15 protein-coding genes, 2 tRNA genes and 1 rRNA gene are annotated in these 16956 nt (G+C 41.3%); 11 read left to right on the forward strand and 7 right to left on the reverse strand.

Features of this window, described 5'->3' with window-relative positions; genetic code table 11:
- From rrf to C9I86_RS17480, 5 genes are all read left to right on the forward strand, one after another.
- Window positions 1–105: ribosomal RNA gene (rrf, locus tag C9I86_RS17455) — 5S ribosomal RNA — on the forward strand; the annotation flags it as partial.
- Window positions 106–173: 68 nt separating this feature from the next.
- A tRNA-Asp gene (locus C9I86_RS17460) sits at window positions 174–250 on the forward strand.
- A 37-nt stretch (window positions 251–287) separates the two neighbouring features.
- Window positions 288–364, forward strand: a tRNA-Trp gene (locus C9I86_RS17465).
- Between the two features lie 881 nt (window positions 365–1245).
- Window positions 1246–1581: a DUF1904 domain-containing protein gene (locus C9I86_RS17475; protein ID WP_107277065.1), complete on the forward strand. Its 336-nt coding sequence runs from the start codon at window positions 1246–1248 to the stop codon at window positions 1579–1581.
- Window positions 1582–1676: 95 nt separating this feature from the next.
- Window positions 1677–2543 carry an endonuclease/exonuclease/phosphatase family protein gene (locus C9I86_RS17480; RefSeq protein ID WP_080158150.1) on the forward strand — a complete coding sequence of 289 codons (867 nt, stop codon included), beginning with the start codon at window positions 1677–1679 and terminating at the stop codon, window positions 2541–2543.
- Here C9I86_RS17480 and C9I86_RS17485 read toward each other — a convergent pair.
- The 3 genes from C9I86_RS17485 to gloB form a co-directional block, all read right to left on the reverse strand.
- Window positions 2540–3229 (reverse strand): Yip1 family protein, encoded by a 690-nt coding sequence (locus C9I86_RS17485; protein ID WP_107277066.1) that lies wholly within the window; start codon window positions 3227–3229, stop codon window positions 2540–2542. The two genes, C9I86_RS17480 and C9I86_RS17485, sit on opposite strands and share 4 nt — an antisense overlap.
- Window positions 3226–4782, reverse strand: a complete 1557-nt coding sequence (locus C9I86_RS17490) for a LysM peptidoglycan-binding domain-containing protein (RefSeq protein ID WP_080158176.1) — start codon at window positions 4780–4782, stop codon at window positions 3226–3228. The genes C9I86_RS17485 and C9I86_RS17490 overlap by 4 nt, the downstream gene beginning before the upstream one ends.
- A gap of 71 nt (window positions 4783–4853) precedes the next feature.
- Window positions 4854–5612: a hydroxyacylglutathione hydrolase gene (gloB, locus tag C9I86_RS17495; RefSeq protein WP_107277067.1), complete on the reverse strand. Its 759-nt coding sequence runs from the start codon at window positions 5610–5612 to the stop codon at window positions 4854–4856.
- A gap of 41 nt (window positions 5613–5653) precedes the next feature.
- On the opposite strand from gloB, the gene C9I86_RS17500 reads away from it, so the two are divergent.
- Complete coding sequence (locus C9I86_RS17500; protein ID WP_107277068.1) at window positions 5654–6412, forward strand: methyltransferase domain-containing protein; 759 nt, start codon at window positions 5654–5656, stop codon at window positions 6410–6412.
- 8 nt (window positions 6413–6420) lie between these two features.
- Here the strand turns inward: C9I86_RS17500 and rnhA are convergent, their stop codons facing one another.
- Window positions 6421–6885, reverse strand: a complete 465-nt coding sequence (gene rnhA / locus C9I86_RS17505) for a ribonuclease HI (RefSeq protein ID WP_107212021.1) — start codon at window positions 6883–6885, stop codon at window positions 6421–6423.
- 51 nt (window positions 6886–6936) lie between these two features.
- Here rnhA and dnaQ point away from each other — a divergent pair, with 51 nt between their 5' ends.
- Together dnaQ and C9I86_RS17515 are read left to right on the forward strand one after the other, a co-directional pair.
- Complete coding sequence (gene dnaQ / locus C9I86_RS17510) at window positions 6937–7659, forward strand: DNA polymerase III subunit epsilon (RefSeq protein WP_080158145.1); 723 nt, start codon at window positions 6937–6939, stop codon at window positions 7657–7659.
- Window positions 7625–8890 (forward strand): TIGR03503 family protein, encoded by a 1266-nt coding sequence (locus tag C9I86_RS17515; protein WP_146142641.1) that lies wholly within the window; start codon window positions 7625–7627, stop codon window positions 8888–8890. The genes dnaQ and C9I86_RS17515 overlap by 35 nt, the downstream gene beginning before the upstream one ends.
- 52 nt (window positions 8891–8942) lie before the next feature.
- Here the strand turns inward: C9I86_RS17515 and fadE are convergent, their stop codons facing one another.
- Window positions 8943–11396 carry an acyl-CoA dehydrogenase FadE gene (fadE, locus tag C9I86_RS17520; RefSeq protein WP_107277070.1) on the reverse strand — a complete coding sequence of 818 codons (2454 nt, stop codon included), beginning with the start codon at window positions 11394–11396 and terminating at the stop codon, window positions 8943–8945.
- A 491-nt stretch (window positions 11397–11887) separates the two neighbouring features.
- On the opposite strand from fadE, the gene dauA reads away from it, so the two are divergent.
- The 3 genes from dauA (at window position 11888) to C9I86_RS17535 (ending at window position 15144) form a co-directional block, all read left to right on the forward strand.
- Window positions 11888–13579: a C4-dicarboxylic acid transporter DauA gene (gene dauA, locus C9I86_RS17525; RefSeq protein WP_235865952.1), complete on the forward strand. Its 1692-nt coding sequence runs from the start codon at window positions 11888–11890 to the stop codon at window positions 13577–13579.
- A 101-nt stretch (window positions 13580–13680) separates the two neighbouring features.
- Window positions 13681–14259: a D-sedoheptulose 7-phosphate isomerase gene (gene lpcA, locus C9I86_RS17530; RefSeq protein WP_107277071.1), complete on the forward strand. Its 579-nt coding sequence runs from the start codon at window positions 13681–13683 to the stop codon at window positions 14257–14259.
- A gap of 87 nt (window positions 14260–14346) precedes the next feature.
- On the forward strand, window positions 14347–15144 hold the full coding sequence (locus tag C9I86_RS17535) for a class II glutamine amidotransferase (RefSeq protein ID WP_107277072.1): 798 nt from the start codon (window positions 14347–14349) through the stop codon (window positions 15142–15144).
- 80 nt (window positions 15145–15224) lie between these two features.
- Here C9I86_RS17535 and purN read toward each other — a convergent pair whose 3' ends face one another.
- Window positions 15225–15866 (reverse strand): phosphoribosylglycinamide formyltransferase, encoded by a 642-nt coding sequence (purN, locus tag C9I86_RS17540; protein ID WP_107277073.1) that lies wholly within the window; start codon window positions 15864–15866, stop codon window positions 15225–15227.
- 4 nt (window positions 15867–15870) lie between these two features.
- Window positions 15871–16911 (reverse strand): phosphoribosylformylglycinamidine cyclo-ligase, encoded by a 1041-nt coding sequence (gene purM / locus C9I86_RS17545; protein ID WP_080158138.1) that lies wholly within the window; start codon window positions 16909–16911, stop codon window positions 15871–15873.
- Between the last annotated feature and the right edge of the window lie 45 nt (window positions 16912–16956).

Here is a 16956-nt window from a genome sequence, read left to right on the forward strand (position 1 = left end):
TAGCGTTATGGACCCACCTGATCCCATGCCGAACTCAGTAGTGAAACGTAATAGCGCCGATGGTAGTGTGGGGTCTCCCCATGTGAGAGTAGGACATCGCCAGGCTTCAATTTCGTTTTTATCTTTTATAAAGGTAGAGACAACAAGTTGCATTTATGTTGAATAGACACTGCGGAGTGGTAGTTCAGTTGGTTAGAATACCGGCCTGTCACGCCGGGGGTCGCGGGTTCGAGTCCCGTCCACTCCGCCATTTATTTAAGACAGAGTTAAGTCTTTAAAATAACTACAGGGGTGTAGCTCCAACTGGCAGAGCAGCGGATTCCAAATCCGCGTGTTGGGAGTTCGAATCTCTCCACCCCTGCCATATTAAAGAAAGCCTCGACAGTAATGTCGGGGCTTTTTTACGTCTGCATTATTGTAGTAGATTAGGTGTAGCTCCAACTGGCAGATCAGCGGATTCCGCTATACCGAAAATCAGCGCGTATTGGGAGTTTGAATCTCTCCACCCCTGCCATATTAAAGAAAGCCTCGACAGTAATGTCGGGGCTTTTTTACGTCAATATAATTTAGGTGTAGCTCCAACTGGCAGAGCAGCGGATTCCGCTATTCCGAAAATCAGCGCGTGTTGGGAGTTCGAATCTCTCCACCCCTGCCATCTTCAAGAAAGCCTCGATAGCAATGTGAGGATTTTTTACGTCTGCATTATTGTAGTAGATTAGGTGTAGCTCCAACTGGCAGAGCAGCTGATTCCGCTATACCGAAAATCAGCGCGTATTGGGAGTTTGAATCTCTCCACCCCTGCCATCTTAAAAAAGGCTCATATCGAAAGGTATGAACCTTTTTACCATCTATGATTTATGCTTGTAGCGTTAACTGGCAGAGCAGCGGATTTTCCATACTGAAAATTTACAAGTCTTAACTGATTGAATACCCTAGTTTTGGTCATATTTAAGCAATTTATAACTGTAAACTCGAGGGTTGAGGTTGCTACAATGGACTGTTACCCCAAATAGTAAAGGTTTATAATTGATATATTAAAAGGCACTTATTAAGTGTGATGACTGCGTATTATAACTATGGTCTTTCAATTTTTATTCACTAAAAAAATAGGGCTAAATCGATATTTTATTTACCATCATGATGTTAACGGAATACCTCGAAAAAGATTACTAACAATAAAAACAGAGGTTGAACATTATTAAGTGGTAATGTAGTAGAGTAAATAGTCAATTTTTGGGAGTTTTTATGCCACATCTTCGTTTTCGTGCGATTGCATTTGATACCGTAAAGCTGCTATCAACAGCGTTAGTTGATGATTTACAGCCATTAATGGCATGCCCTCGTGAAGATTTTACATTAGAGCATATTCCTGCTTCATTTATCTTTGATGGTGAAGTGTCTGATGCTTATCCGTTTATTGAAGTGTTTTGGTTTGATCGTGGTCAAGAGGTTCAAGATAATGTTGCTGCAGTGATTACTGCAGCTATAAGGACTGCGGTTGACGATAAAAATCAAGATGTTGCTGTTATTTTTACCGCGCTGACACCTACAGCTTATTACGATAATGGTCAACATTATTAGGCTACCGCTATTCTTTTCTGATTTTATTCTTTTTAATTTTATAATGACATTAGCCCATTAATCTAATGGGCTAAGTTGTCTATGTAGGCGCTATTATGGCTCGCAGAACAAAAACAAAAGTGGTTGCTGGTTTAGGTGTCGTGGCTGGCGCGTTGGGGTTAGGGGCATTTAATTCATCGTTTGATGTAACAATGCAACCTGAAGTGACCAATGAAGTTTTTGCCCCACATTTCACTTATCGTTGTATTGAAAGTGAAATTGCGCCACCGCTCGATAATAATGGCGTACTGACCGTTGCAGTATGGAATATCTATAAGCAACAACGTCCTAATTGGCGTCAAGCATTAGAAGGGTTTACTCAGAAAAGTGATTTGGTGTTATTGCAAGAAGCGAGTTTAAACACTGATCTGAAAAATTATTTAGATGCGAACCATTGGCAGGTAAGAATGGCAAATGCGTTTCGCTTTCTTGATACGCCCGCAGGTGTAATGAATTTATCGCGTGTATCTTCACGTCAAACATGTGCTTATTTGGCAATGGAACCATGGTTACGCTTGCCTAAATCTGCGTTATTATCGCAATTTACACTATCTGACGGTCAAACGCTGGCGGTGGTTAATCTTCACGGGGTTAATTTTGCCATTGGCTTAAATGAATATCAGCAGCAATTAGACAGTTTAAAAACAGTATTAGAACAGCACCAAGGGCCAATTATATTAGCGGGAGATTTTAATACGTGGCGTAAAGCGCGGATTAAAGTGGTTAGATCTTTTGCACATTCGCTGGGGCTAAAAGAGGTGCAGTACCATAATGATCAGCGAGTTCGAGTGCTAGGTAAGCCGCTGGATCATCTTTATTATCGTGATTTGCAGTTGGTGAAATCAGAAGCACCAAAAACGGATGCTTCTGATCATAGTCCATTGTTAGTGACGTTTAAATTAACTCACTCAGTAATGCACTAAGCTGAAATAATTAGCAAAGGCCATACAATCAGTGTTAACACCCAAGGCAGCACTGCGACAATAATGGCTTTTGCACGATCCAGATCTGTCCATGCACTGACTGCGGCGTAAGTTAAAGCGATATACCATGGTGCTAATAACGGCATGGTAGTCGCTAGTGCGGCCCAGCGATTGTTTAATGGTAATTTTAAAAGACCATTAATACTATTTAAGTCAGCGGCATTCGGCAACATAGTATTGGTGTTAAACATAATATTAATATAGCTCGCAATGTCACCGATAAACGATGGCAACATAATAAAACATGCCGCTGCAAGCCATTTTCCATAGCTGTGCTGATGACGGCTACTTTTAGTGGCTAATTTTAACCATAACGCCAGTACAAAAATCACCGCTGTTCGGCCGGTGATATCACTAAATACTTCACCTGCAAGTAATACTTCTCGCGTTAACCAAGCTTGTTGTGCATTGTCACCAAGATTGCCTAGTTGCGCTTGTATTGTTTGTTGCAGCCACGGCATATCGACATGGTTAAAGTAGCTGCCCCACAAAATGAATGATCCAAGAATAATCATTAAATAGGGTAAAATTGCCCATTTCGGTCTTTCATAGATAGCAGCAAAGCATTCTATTGGTGAACGAAAAAGATCGATAACAGCGACAATTGGATTTTTAGATGGCGTCATGCTTTTACCTTACGACGATCAATCACTAACTTAAGTTTTTGACCTTGCTTAATATATTTATTGTTAGCCAGATTATTCCATTTTTTAATCTCAGCAACAGAAACATCATAACGTTGAGCGATGACACTTAAACTATCCCCTTTTCGTACTTTATAATGGATAGTTTTGTGATTAGCGACGGTTTTCTTTGATGTGCTAACTGTTGATACTTTTAATCGTTGTCCTTTATGTAGCACCGCATTTTTACTTAAGCTGTTCAGTTGCTTAAGTTTTGCTACGCTAGTTTTGTGCTTACGAGCAATGTTCCATAAATTATCACCTGACTGCACGACATAATGCTGCGCCTCCACATGGACAGCGGCACGGTGCTGGCGGTTAACCAATGAAATTGGCGATGTTGGAATAGTCAGTGATTGGCCAATACGAATATTAGTAGTTTTAAGCTTATTCACTTTTTGAATTGCTTTAATGCTGCTGTGGTAGCGCTTTGCAATTAATCCTAGGCTTTCACCTGATTTTACACGGTGATGGTGTGTCATCATGCTAGCGTTACGATTCTGGGCTAATTCACGCTTAAAACGACTAACCGTGTTGATTGGTAATAACAGATGATTAAGACCATTTGGTGCTGTAACACCACGACGGTAGGCTGGGTTAAGATCTTTTAATTCGCTGGTACTGATACCTGCAAATTCTGCCGCAATGGTAAGATCCATTTGTACGCCAGGTTTTACGATAGCGATAACGGGCTTATTACGGATGGGTTCGATGTGAAAACCGTATTTTTTAGGGTGCATGATAATATCAGCAACCGCATACAGTTTAGGCACATAACTGCTGGTTTCATTGGGTAAATCAAGCGCCCAATAGTCGGTTGGTTTACCTGCGGCTTTATTTTTACGAATAGCATTAAATACGCGGCCTTCACCGGTGTTATAAGCGGCGAGTGCTTGTTGCCAATTACCATCAAACTTTTTATTTAAGTATTCAAGTAAATTAAGTGCGGCGGTGGTGGATTTAACCACATCACGGCGGCCGTCATACCAACTATTTTGTTTTAAGCCAAAACGACGACCGGTGTCGGGAATAATTTGCCATAGGCCTGCTGCTGCCATACTTGAGTATGCATGTGGATCAAATGAACTTTCTACAATAGGTAAAAGAGCCAGTTCTAGCGGCATACCTCGTTTTTCAACTTGTTCCGTGATGTAGTACAGGAAAGGTTGAGCACGTTGAGCAATAATTTCAAGGTTGCGCGGGTTCTTTAAATACCAGTTACGGTAATATTGAACACGTTTGTTATTAGGGATTTTAGTGGTGATCTGCATCGCAATGCGATTCCACACATCTTGCTGCTGTTGAGGCGTTAGGTGTGCCACAACAGGTTGTGTTTCTTTGATGACAGGAACAATCGGCACTACAGTTTCAACTGGAGTGTTAGTAGGTTGCTCAACGACAGTTTTTGGTTGGTTAGTATCGGCCTGCGTTGTCTCTTTTGTTGTCTGACAACCTGCGATAACAAGCACACTTGCTAAAAGAATTTTGAATTTCATGACAGTCGTTTGTAGCCAAAATGGTTGGTGATAATACTTGCCCAACCACCTTGGTTACAAGGGGAGAAACGTTAAAACTCGTCTTTCCAACGTCGAAGTGCCGCAAATGTCTCAATATCTGAGTTATCGTACGCTTTATCAGCAACTGAGCGTTTAATACTTGGCTGGTCACAACGTAAAAATGGGTTAATAAGTTTTTCATTACTTAGAGTGGTAGGTAAAGTGCTTTGACCATTGGCGCGCAGACGATTCACTTGATCACGATAGCGTTGTAAGTGCGCATTATCTTGTTCTGCAACTAAGGCAAAAGCAAGATTACCAGCGGTGTATTCGTGAGCACAATAGATGTTAGTTTCATCCGGTAATGAGGCTATTTTTTGCAAGGAATTAAACATTTGTGCGGGAGTACCTTCAAAGATACGACCACAGCCAGCTGAGAATAATGTATCGCCACAAAACAGTTTTTCATCACCAACATAAGCGACATGACCTAAAGTGTGCCCGGGTACACTCAGCACCATAAAACGTTCGCCAAAAATATCAACTTGATCGCCATCTTCTACTGGGCGAGTGATACCGGGAATAGGTTCATCATTGGGGCCAACGACTTTGGTAGCAGGGAATCGACGTTTTAATTCACTAATACCACCGACATGATCATGATGATGGTGAGTGATGAGGATTGCATCTAGAATTAAATTGTCTTTTTCGATTGCCTCAAGAACCGGCGTGGCATCCCCAGGATCAACAACGACACAATGATTGTCTGGGTTTTGAATCAGCCAGATGTAATTGTCTTTAAATGCGGGTATGCTTTTAACAGTTAACATGAATTTTGTCTCCAGCCCTATCAGGTGTTGAGCAGTATCTTATGAAGCCAGCGCGTACAGTAACACACATTGAAGTTCCTTATACATGGTCGAATGTGATCAATGGTGAATGGGTAGCAGAATTATTACAGGCACGACTTGATGAGTGGTGCCCTAAATTATTCGGCTATCACATGTTAAAGCTTGGTGGCCTCAGTGCAGAGCTGACCAGTAGCCATTGTAATATTCAACATCAAATTTGTGTTGATAAATTCAGCCCTCAACGCACAATTGTGGCGAATGCTTTAGAATTACCCTTTATTGAAAAATCATTTGATGCATGTTTATTAATGCATCAATTAGATTATGCGGCAGATCCTCATGGCTTATTACGTGAGATCGATCGCGTGATGGTTGATGATGGCTACTTAGTATTAAGTGGTAATAACCCATTGAGCCTATTAGGGTTACGAGGGTTATTACCATGGAATCGCCGTCAAGCACCGTGGACGGGTAAGATGTATTTACCGTTTCGAATTAATGATTGGTTACGGTTACTCAACTATGAAGTGGTGTATCAAGAAACGTTTGCGATAGTCCCCGCTACTCGGCACCTTGCTTGTGCAGCATGGCTTGAACATGTTTTATCGGAACCGTTATCTGCGGTGGGTAGTTTATATTTTATTGTGGCACGTAAACGGACTTGTCCATTAAAGCTGATTAAACCAACCTGGAAATTACGTCGACAATTAGCACCGCTGCGAATTAATTGTCGAACTCAGGTTGAAAAAACATGTACTAAAACCTCTTCGCGTTCGTAAGCTTTAGTTTAATTTGGCTGATAACCGTTATCAGCTTGCGTTGGATTTTCTGCACCCGTACGCGCTAAAACATCACAACGTTCATTTTCTGGATGTCCGGCATGACCTTTAACCCAATGCCATTGAACTTGATGGCGCTGGGTTTCTTGATCAAGCTGTTGCCAAAGATCGGCATTTTTGACGGGCTTTTTATCTGCTGTTTGCCAACCTCTTTTTTTCCAATTATGTATCCATTGCGTAATTCCTTGACGCACATATTGACTGTCAGTGGTAAGATCAACACGGCATGGTTGTTTTAAACTGGCGAGTCCCATAATAGCGGCAAGCAGTTCCATGCGGTTGTTGGTGGTCATTAAATAGCCACCACTAAGCTCTTTTTCGTGTTGTTTGTATCTTAATACTGTGCCATAACCGCCGGGACCAGGATTACCTAAACACGATCCATCGGTGAAAATTTCTACCTGCTTCATCATAGTGGGTAGTTTTGCCTTAGATAAAAACTTAAGTCTGACACATTAACTACTATGAAAGCCACAAACCAACGCATTATTGTATTTGATACAGAAACAACGGGTATGAACATGACGGGCCCTCATTATGAAGGCCACGGTATTGTCGAAATTGGTGCGGTAGAGATCATTAACCGTAAATTAACTGGTAATACGTTCCATGTTTATATCAAGCCTGATCGAAAAATCGATCCAGAGGCGATAGCTGTCCACGGTATTACGGATGAATTTTTACGTGATAAACCTGTGTATGCAGATATTCACCAAGAATTTATTGATTTCATTGATGGCGCTGAGCTTGTCGCACATAACGCATCGTTTGATACCGGTTTTATGGATTATGAATTCCATAAGATGGGCGCATCAATCGCAAAAATAGAAGATATTTGTCGAGTAACCGATACCCTCGAAATGGCGAAAAGGCTGTTTCCGGGTAAACGAAATAACCTTGATATTTTATGTTCGCGTTATGGTATTGATAACTCACATCGTACGATGCACGGCGCATTACTCGATGCCGAGATTCTAGCTGATGTTTATTTGATGATGACCGGTGGTCAAACATCATTACGTTTAAGCAGTGGTAACGATGACTCTACAACGGAAACCAGTATTCGACGTTTGGCTAGTGGTCGAAAAGAATTAAAGGTTATCCATGCAACGGCCGATGAACTAACAGCACATCAAGATAGGCTTGATCTGATTGGTAAGAAGGCTGACGTTATTTGGCGTCTTTAGAGGCAGTATGTTGCGGCGATTATGGCTACTTATTTTCTATGTTCCGCTCTGTACTTGGATATTAATAGCAAGTGCTTGGGCGCAAGCAGAAGCGAGATTAACGTGGCTTGATAATCGCTTTCGTGTTGATCCTGAGATAGAGCAAATAACGTTTGTTGTCACTCGTGAGCAACCGAGCCAGTCAGTGGTGTTAGTCGCCCCTGATGGACGTAAATATTATGCTGATCGCCACGCAAACACGATGTCATGGTATACCGATAAAGGGATGGATATTATTTCTATAACTCATCCGATGGCGGGGCCATGGCAAGCCTTAGGGAAAGTGTCGATAAATAATGGCATTAGATTCATCTCAAATATTCAATTACAGGCTGAACCGTTACCCGCACAGTTGTATCAAACAGAAGTATTAAAATTTAGTGCACAGCTAACGCAAAATAAACAACCATTACTGTTACGTGATTTTTTAGATCGCGTGCAGTTAAAGGTGGTTTTTTATCCGCTGACGTCCATATTATCGAATGAGTTGAATGAGTCAAATGAGCCGGCACCAATTGAGGTGGGGCAATTTGCCGATGATGGCCAAGAGTATGATGAAGTTGCGGGTGATGGTATTTTTACTGTGGCACTTAATGTGAATGTTGAACCGGGTAAATACCGTGTTGAAATAGCATCAACTAATGGGGTATTTAAACGTGCAGTTGAGCAAACTGTGCTTGTTTATCCTGCACCTATCACGACCTCATTTGTACAAAGTCATCAACCATTAACCTCGCATAGCGTTAATATTGAGGCTAAAGCCGATCAAACGATTGCAGGATCATTGGCTGCTTATCTGGTGGTTAAACAACCCCAGCAAAAGCCGAGAATTATTCAACGAAGCTCCCACCGTCAACAGTCACATTTAGTTCTTACATGGCCTAATGATGCTCAAATAGGTAAAGCATGGTGGCGAGGTTGGGCGTATGTGACTGACTCATTGACTCAGCGAGAGTTAGTGTTTCGTTTATCCCAACAAAACTATACCCAAGTTGCTGCTGTCGCGGTTGATTTTAGTGCTTCTTTAGCGCAGCAACAGGCAAAACAGCAACTAATTATTCAGAATGAACAGCAACAACGGTTATTGTGGGTTGTTATTACCAATATTGTCATCGTTATAAGTGTGCTGGTGGTGTTATTGATGTGGCGACGTAAACGTGCTGTTCAGAGTGATTTAATTGTGCCTAAATAAGTATGTGATGTTCAGTGTTTTTTGCCTTTGAACATCACAATGATGCGCTTATTTATGCTGCACTATTAATTGATGGTGTGGTTTGAAGCGGGTTAATTGCTAATTGTGCTGGATCAAAGTCATCAACATTAATGGTGTCTAAGCGTCCTGCTTCTGCTTGATGAAGTAATTGCGCTTCCTCGGTGGTGATCACGCCGAGTTCTAATCCTATTGCTGCAACCTTGCCTAATTGCATGAACGGTAACGGTGTCTTCGCGGCTTGACAGACACGATCATAAATTGGCTCTGCGGCAAGAATATCAAGTAGAGCAACCTCCATCATTCCAACCGCATTATTTGTTGTTGCTTCTAAAAATTGGCCACGACCAATACGATCTCGTGTGGCTGATGGGGTTTGAATTACGCGTGCTAGCTGGTGATCTAATTCATCACTCGGTTGGCGGCGACGTAACCCTGTTGGTAACATAATAAACCGTAATCCTTGCGCAATGACTTTATTAGGAAAGTTAGCTAAGAAATGATCAATGGCGACTTCTGCTTGATAAAGTGCATCTTGTAAGCCCCAGTGTACTAACACAATGTCTTCCGCTTGTCGGCCTTCATCGGTATAGCGTTTTAGTGTGGCGGAGGCTAAGTATAATTGACTTAATACATCTCCAAGACGGGCCGATAAACGCTCTTTACGTTTAAGTGATCCACCCAGTGTTGCCATTGAGATATCGGCTAATAATGCAAGGTTCGCACTATAGCGATTCATTTGTTGATAATAGCGAGAGGTTGCATCTTTGTGGGGAGCTGATGAGCCTCGACCATCGGTTAAGCCCAGCCAAAAACTACGGGCTATATTACTCAACACAAATCCAATATGATTAAATACCGCTTTATCAAATTGACTAAGTGCTTGCTGCTGATCGTCAATATAAGCAGCATTGATCTCATCAAGTACATAAGGGTGACAACGAATCGCCCCTTGGCCAAAAATGATCATTGAACGGGTTAATATATTGGCCCCTTCAACGGTGACTGCAATGGGAGCACCTTGATAATTTCGCGCAAGGAAGTTACTCGGTCCCATGCAAATCCCTTTTCCTCCGACAATATCCATGGCATCAATAATGCTCTTTTGGCTACGGTGGGTGCAATGGTATTTAACGATGGCTGAAATCACCGCGGGTTTTTCGCCTAAATCGATACCAGTAACGGTTAATGTTGTCGCAGCATCAAGCACATAAGCATTACCGACGATCCGTGCTAAGGGTTCTTCAATACCTTCCATTTTACCGATGGGTAATTTAAATTGACGACGAATACGGGCATAGGCTCCGGTTGCCATTGCCGCTGTTTTTAAACCGCCAGTGGTGTTTGACGGTAAGGTAATTCCTCGTCCAACAGATAAGCATTCAACGAGCATTTTCCATCCTTGGCCAGCCATAGTTTGACCTCCAATAATAAAGTCAATTGGAACGAAGATTTTATCGCCTTGGGTTGGACCATTTTGGAAGGGAATATTTAATGGAAAATGTCGACGGCCAATTTTAATACCATCAATATTGGTTGGAATTAAGGCACAGGTGATACCAATATCTTTTTTATCGCCAAGTAGATGGTCGGGATCGAATAATTTAAAGGCTAAGCCTAATACAGTGGCGACTGGGGCTAAGGTGATATAGCGTTTATTCCATGTTAGTTCCATGCCCAGTATTTCTTCACCTTGCCATATCCCTTTTTTGACGATACCAAAATCAGGAATCGAACCAGCGTCTGATCCTGCTTCTGGGCTAGTGAGAGCAAAACAAGGGATTTCATCACCCGCAGCTAGGCGTGGTAAGTAATAATTTTTTTGTTCATCAGTACCATAGTGCTGTAATAATTCTCCGGGGCCTAAAGAGTTTGGCACACCAACCGTTGAAGATAAGACCGAAGATACGCCGGTTAATTTCTGTAAGACCAGTGATTGCGCATAAGCTGAAAATTCTAACCCGCCATAATTTTTTTTAATGATCATTGCAAAAAATTTATGCTGCTTAAGTTGCTGCCACACTTCAGGCGGTAGATCAGCAAGATCATGAGTGATATGGAAATCATTCACCATGCGGCAAATATCATTCACTGGCCCATCTAAAAAGGCTTGTTCTGCAGGTGTTAGGGTTGGAGATTGAATAGCATGAAGTTTATTCCAATCGGGGTTACCACTAAAAAGATCGGCTTCCCACCATACTGTACCAGCGTCAATTGCTTCTTTTTCAGTCTGTGACATTTGAGGCATAACATTTTTAAAATATTGAAGTGCTGATTGAGTGATAAATTTTTTACGTAATTGGGGGATATTTAATGGTAAGGCAATCACAGCAAACGTTAACCAGCTAATAATTCCTGTAACATTTATTAGGGTACCTAATACTAACAATGCGGCAATGATAGCGGTAAAAATAAGACGAGAGATACGGTGATAGGCGAGGATGCCAAACACACAGATAAAGCTAATTAAGTATATAAATGTCAGCATAGCGATTCTCCGTAATCATATAGCAGCACAGTGTATTGCATTCAGAAAAGGCCCGTGATTGAGTCATCTTTTTAGCGCAATATTGCACGATAGTTTTTTAGAGTATGGCAGCCTTAATAATCAAGGTAAGAGGTCTAACCACTTATGATTGATTGTAAGTTATTTTTTAAAGAAATGTAAAATATTTAATTTGATAATTAATCGGTAATGAGATCATAAAAAACACCAATACTGCGGTTTTACTCGCCTTGATCGAGATCATTGGTGATTTTATTTTCACTTGCGAATTATTAGTGAAGCGTTAACATATAGCACTATTGTGATACCGTTCACGTTATTGCGACTGTGTGTTTTTTATACAAGTGATAAGTGAGCGGTATTTCCGTTTGTTGCCTTTCCCGATTTCCGACTGACAGTTGCCCGCCGGACCCTCTTTTCGGGTTGACATCAATGCCTATTTTATTATGTGCAATAAGCACAGGGGTTTTGTTGTGTTGATTTTTCAAGCTCTCTCTCAATCGTGGAAACAGGGATATTCCCTTTCCAAGCTTCGTGCCGATTTAGTATCAGGTGTTACTGTTGGTATTGTGGCTATTCCATTAGGTATGGCATTATCAATTGCGGTAGGTGTTCCTCCTCAACATGGTTTGTATACTGTTATCGTGGCTGGTTTCTTAGCGGCGTTATTGGGTGGTTCACGGTTTAATATTACCGGACCAACAGCTGCATTTGTGGTAATCCTATTACCAATAACACAGAAATACGGTTTATCAGGCTTAATGCTTGCGACCATGATGTCTGGAGTTATCTTATTGTTGATGGGCGTATTTCGACTTGGGCAGTTAGTGGCATATGTGCCTTATCCGGTAACAACAGGTTTTACCGCAGGGATTGGCTTTGTTATTGCCTTTTTACAGTTAAAAGATCTTTTGGGTTTACATGTTTTAGGTAGCCCGATTCATTTTCCTGAAAAAGTAATGGCTTATTCACATGCCATATCAACCACGAATTATGCTGACGCATTGGTTGGCATTATTACGATCATGACCTTTATTGTTTGGGCTAAACTAAAAACCCGCGTTCCACCTCATTTAGTTTCTTTATTTGTGGGTACACTTTTAGCGCTAGCTTTAAATCACTTTAGCCTTGAACATGTTACGTTACTTGGTGAGAAATTCAGCTACACCATTGGCAATATTGTTGGTCACGGTATTCCTCAAGAAGCACCACAATTTTTACCGTTATGGAAATCAGATACCTTCAATTGGGCAACAATGATTGAGCTAATGCCTTCAGCGTTAACTATTGCAATTTTAGGTTGTATTGAATCGTTATTGTGTGCTGTTGTTGCTGACGGTATGACCAGTACTAAACATAATCCTAATGCGGAATTAGTGGGTCAAGGTATTGCGAACATGGTTGTGCCATTCTTTGGTGGTATTCCAGCGACGGCAGCTATTGCTCGTACAGCGACTAATATTCGTTCAGGCGCTTTTTCTCCGATCTCTGGTATTATTCATGCGATTTTTGTTTTAGCCGCAATGATAGCTTTAGCGCCTTTACTGTCTTATGTTCCAATGAGTGCTTTAGCCGGTTTACTTATTATGGTGGCATGGAACATGTCAGAGGCACCACACTTTGTGCATACATTGAAAGTAGCACCTCGTCGTGATGTCGCTGTTTTAATGACTTGTTTTATTCTGACTGTTGCATTTGATATGGTGGTGGCGGTAATTGTTGGTTTGTTATTAGCTGGCGTATTGTTTATTCAACGTATCGCAAGCTTAACTACCGTTACTATTACTGATGCGAAACATCCACACCTTAATTTCGGTGATGATGTGGTGGTGTACGATATTAATGGACCGTTATTCTTTGCTGCGAGTGAAAAAGCATTTTCTGTGATTGAGCATGCAACAATGGAAACCCGTGCAGTTGTGCTTGATTTTAGTGATGTATCAACTATTGATATCACGGCTATTCATGCTTTTGAATCTGCATTGGATCGGTTATCTACTTTACCTGTATATTTGCTAGGGGTACTACCGCATGTTGAACGTAAATTGGAGCATGCAGGTGTATTTGAACTAACAAATCTTCATTTAGTACATTCAATTACGCAATTACAGCAAACTTTAGTGATTAATTCTGACAAAGCATCAGATCAAGAGTCGACACTGTAAGTTATTTGTATGTAAACTGCGATTAACGATGTATTACAGCATCAAGCGAGCATATTGCTCGCTTGATTTGTATTTAATGGAAAACATTGAGAGAGCAGCTTATGTATAAAGATCTGATCCGCAGCGAATTGACTGATGCCGCTGACGTCCTTAACCGTTTTTTAAATGACGACAAAAACTTGGCTGATATTGAAGCAGCGGCTAAATTGTTAGCTGATTCATTTAAGCAAGGTGGCAAAGTATTGTCATGCGGTAATGGTGGTTCTCATTGTGATGCGATGCATTTTGCAGAAGAATTAACCGGTCGCTACCGAGACGATCGTCCAGGTTATCCTGGGATTGCAATCTCCGATCCGAGCCACCTATCTTGTGTCAGCAATGATTTTGGTTATGAATATGTATTTTCTCGCTATTTAGAAGCGGTTGGCGCTAAAGGCGATGTGTTATTTGGGTTATCAACGTCAGGTAACTCTGCCAATATTCTAAAAGCAATTGCAGCAGCGCAAGCTAAGGGAATGAAAACTATCGCCTTAACCGGTAAAGATGGTGGCAAAATGGCAGGACTTGCTGATGTTGAAATTCGAGTGCCACATTTTGGCTATGCCGATCGCATTCAAGAAATTCATATTAAAATTATTCATATTTTAATTATGTTAGTTGAAAAAGAAATGGAAAAATAATCGTCGATTGGGGGATATATATCCCATCATACTAACGATTATTGATCTTTAAATGAGCATGATTCAGCGTAAAGAGCAGAAATAAAAATGTGTGAATTATTAGGCATGAGTGCCAATGTGCCAACAGATATTTGTTTTAGCTTTACTGGTTTAATGCAGCGTGGTGGTAATACAGGACCACACCGTGATGGGTGGGGGATCACTTTTTATGAAGGTAAAGGATTTCGAACCTTTAAAGATCCAAATCCAAGCTGTAAATCACGTATTGCTGAATTGGTACAACAATACCCAATAAAAAGTCGTGCCGTTGTTAGTCATATTCGTCAAGCTAACCGTGGCGGGGTAAGTTTAGAAAATACTCATCCTTTTACACGTGAAGTTTGGGGTAATTATTGGACTTTTGCTCATAACGGTCAATTGACGGGTTATGAACAATTGGTTACTGGCCGTAATCAAGCGGTGGGTGATACTGACAGTGAAATTGCTTTCTGTTGGCTAATGAACCAGTTAGAAATTCGTTTTCCGGTATTGCCGGAAGATATGACCCCTGTGTTTGGTTATTTTGCAGAGTGTTGTGACACATTGCGCCAATTGGGCGTATATAACATGCTACTGAGTAATGGTGACTATGTTCTGAGTTATTGTACTAATAACTTACATTGGATCACTCGTCGCGCCCCGTTTGGTAAAGCATCATTAATTGATGAAGATGTAACGATTGATTTTCAACGTGAAACAACGGCGAATGATGTAGTGACAGTGATTGCAACTCAGCCTCTAACGAATGATGAAAGCTGGCAGAAGATGGTACGTGGTGAATTTCGCGTATTCCATTTTGGCGAGACGGTTTATCATGCCGTCGCAGCAGACGTTAATGCGTGCTAAACCCAATTGATCTGATTTATCAGTAATAATAAAAAGGCGATCTTAATAAGATCGCCTTTTTTGTGAGCATCAAATAATGATTATTGTGCAGCGTAACCTTGTGGTGGTAGTTGATTACCATCTAACACCGCGGCCCCATTTTGCATTAATAATCGCTGAGTTAGCAGCCATTGAATAACTAATGGATAGATATTATGTTCTTGTTGTTGCACACGCTCAATAACATCGTCGACACTGTCTGTTGTAAAAATGGGGACTTTTGCCTGTAAAATAACGGGGCCACCATCAAGCTCTTCGGTAACGAAATGGACACTGGTGCCATGTTCGCGATCCCCCGCATCTATGGCGCGCTGGTGGGTGTTTAATCCCGTATATTTAGGTAACAAGGAAGGATGAATATTAAGCATTCTTCCTTGATAGTGGTTGACGAAACTCGCAGATAAAATCCGCATAAACCCGGCTAACACAATCACATCAGGCTGATAAGTATCAATTTTTTCAATTAAAGCTTGATCATAATCTTGGCGGTTGGCGTAATCCGTTGCCGCGATAGAAGCAGTTTCTATGTTGGCAAATTGGGCTCGCTTAAGGCCATAAGCATCGGCTTTATTTGAGATCACAGCAGCAATACGGCTATTTTTGATGACGCCATTAGCGCAATTATCAATTATCGCTTGTAAATTACTGCCATTTCCTGAGATTAAGACAACGATATTATGCATAGCTTTAGTTAATCTCTACTTGCTCTTCACCCGCGGCAGCCGTAGCAATGTTACCAAGCAACCATGCGTTTTCGCCTTCTGCCTGTAAAATTTCAATAGCAAGTGCAGCTTGTGCTTGTGGTAATGCAATCACTAAACCGACACCACAGTTGAAGGTACGATACATTTCATAGGTATCGACATTGCCTGCTTGTTGTAGCCAGTTAAAAATCGCCGGCCACTGCCAGCTATTACCATCAATAACGGCTTTGGTTCCCTGTGGTAATACACGAGGAATATTTTCCCAGAAACCACCACCAGTGATATGAGAAATAGCGTGGATATCGCAATTTTCAATCATCTTTAATGCTGATTTTACATAAATTTTAGTTGGAGTTAATAAGTGCTCAGACAGTGTTTTACCGTCAAGTTCTTGATTAAGATCTGCTTGAGATACTTCTAGAATCTTACGTACTAATGAATAACCGTTTGAGTGTGGACCGCTAGAGCCAACAGCAATTAGGGCATCACCTGCACTAACTTTAGAGCCGTCAATAATGTCTGCTTTTTCAACGACACCCACACAAAAGCCGGCAACGTCGTAATCTTCACCGTGATACATGCCAGGCATTTCAGCCGTTTCACCACCAATAAGTGCACAGCCTGATTGAATACAGCCTTCACCAATACCGGTAACAACACTTGCAGCTGTATCAATATCAAGTTTACCGGTAGCGTAATAATCTAGAAAAAATAGAGGCTCAGCGCCTTGTACAATCAGATCGTTAACACACATAGCGACTAAATCAATACCAATGGTATCGTGCTGTTTTAGATCCATAGCAAGGCGAAGTTTAGTACCGACGCCATCAGTACCAGACACTAAAACAGGCTCTTTGTACTTTGTAGGTAGGGAACATAAAGCACCAAAACCGCCAATACCACCCATAACTTCAGGGCGATGAGTACGTTTAACTACGCCTTTAATACGGTCAACTAACGCATTACCAGCATCAATATCAACACCAGCATCTTTGTAACTAAGAGAAGAGTTTTTGTTGCTCACAGATGATCCCTCAAACGTATTAAAGTAAAAAACCAGCGTATAATA

Source organism: Photobacterium sp. NCIMB 13483 (assembly GCF_003025475.1).
GTDB lineage: Bacteria > Pseudomonadota > Gammaproteobacteria > Enterobacterales > Vibrionaceae > Photobacterium > Photobacterium piscicola.

What these genes read in the sequence shown, in the direction of transcription:
- C9I86_RS17475 (WP_107277065.1), top strand. Translation starts at nt 1,246, where the DNA reads ATGCCACATCTTCGTTTTCGTGCGATTGCATTTGATACCGTAAAGCTG.
- C9I86_RS17480 (WP_080158150.1), top strand. Translation starts at nt 1,677, where the DNA reads ATGGCTCGCAGAACAAAAACAAAAGTGGTTGCTGGTTTAGGTGTCGTG.
- C9I86_RS17485 (WP_107277066.1), bottom strand. Translation starts at nt 3,229, where the DNA reads ATGACGCCATCTAAAAATCCAATTGTCGCTGTTATCGATCTTTTTCGT.
- C9I86_RS17490 (WP_080158176.1), bottom strand. Translation starts at nt 4,782, where the DNA reads ATGAAATTCAAAATTCTTTTAGCAAGTGTGCTTGTTATCGCAGGTTGT.
- gloB (WP_107277067.1), bottom strand. Translation starts at nt 5,612, where the DNA reads ATGTTAACTGTTAAAAGCATACCCGCATTTAAAGACAATTACATCTGG.
- C9I86_RS17500 (WP_107277068.1), top strand. Translation starts at nt 5,654, where the DNA reads ATGAAGCCAGCGCGTACAGTAACACACATTGAAGTTCCTTATACATGG.
- rnhA (WP_107212021.1), bottom strand. Translation starts at nt 6,885, where the DNA reads ATGATGAAGCAGGTAGAAATTTTCACCGATGGATCGTGTTTAGGTAAT.
- dnaQ (WP_080158145.1), top strand. Translation starts at nt 6,937, where the DNA reads ATGAAAGCCACAAACCAACGCATTATTGTATTTGATACAGAAACAACG.
- fadE (WP_107277070.1), bottom strand. Translation starts at nt 11,396, where the DNA reads ATGCTGACATTTATATACTTAATTAGCTTTATCTGTGTGTTTGGCATC.
- lpcA (WP_107277071.1), top strand. Translation starts at nt 13,681, where the DNA reads ATGTATAAAGATCTGATCCGCAGCGAATTGACTGATGCCGCTGACGTC.
- C9I86_RS17535 (WP_107277072.1), top strand. Translation starts at nt 14,347, where the DNA reads ATGTGTGAATTATTAGGCATGAGTGCCAATGTGCCAACAGATATTTGT.
- purN (WP_107277073.1), bottom strand. Translation starts at nt 15,866, where the DNA reads ATGCATAATATCGTTGTCTTAATCTCAGGAAATGGCAGTAATTTACAA.